This window comes from Methylobacterium nigriterrae, assembly GCF_037106235.1.
In the GTDB taxonomy this organism is placed as follows: Bacteria; Pseudomonadota; Alphaproteobacteria; order Rhizobiales; family Beijerinckiaceae; genus Methylobacterium; species Methylobacterium nigriterrae.
Map to the genome: position 1 here is coordinate 1 of NZ_JBAWTG010000491.1, position 599 is coordinate 599.

Consider the following 599-nt stretch of genomic DNA (forward strand, 5'->3'; position numbering starts at 1 on the left):
CCCGGGCGTCAGGCGGCCCGCGGCGGCGCGTGGAGGTCGCAGGGGCGCCCGGCCTTGGCGACCTGCCCCGGCACCTCGTGGCCGACGAGCCGCGGCAGGCCGCGCGACAGGGCGATCAGGGCGTCGAGGTCGAGGTCCGTCGCGATCCCCATCTCGTGGGCCATGTTCACGAGGTCCTCGGTGCAGATGTTGCCCGTGGCGCCGGGCGCGAACGGGCAGCCGCCGAGGCCGCCGAGCACCGCGTCGAAGCGGCGCGCCCCGGCCCGGTAGGCCGCCAGCACGTTGGCGAGGCCGAGGCCGCGGGTGTTGTGGAAGTGCAGCGTCAGGCGCTCGGCCGGCACCAGCGCGAGGGCGCGGGCGACGAGCCGCTCGACCTGGCGGGGGTTGGCCATGCCGGTGGTGTCGGCGAGCGTCACGCCCGCGATGCCGAGCGCGCGGTAGCGTTCCACCTGCGCGATCACCCTCTCGGCCGGCTGGTCGCCCTCGAAGGGGCAGCCGAAGGCGGTGGCGACCGTGGCGTTGGTGGAGACCGGCGCGCCCCGCACCGTCTCCATGATCCGGGCGAAGCCCTCGATCGAGGCGGCCGGGCTCATGCCCAT

Annotated in this window: 1 protein-coding gene; it reads right to left on the minus strand. The window is 76.3% G+C overall.

From position 1 onward, the window contains the following. Positions 1–8: 8 nt before the first annotated feature. Positions 9–599 (minus strand): beta/alpha barrel domain-containing protein (locus WDW90_RS37895; protein ID WP_488803326.1); only part of this gene is annotated, 591 nt, incomplete at its 5' end.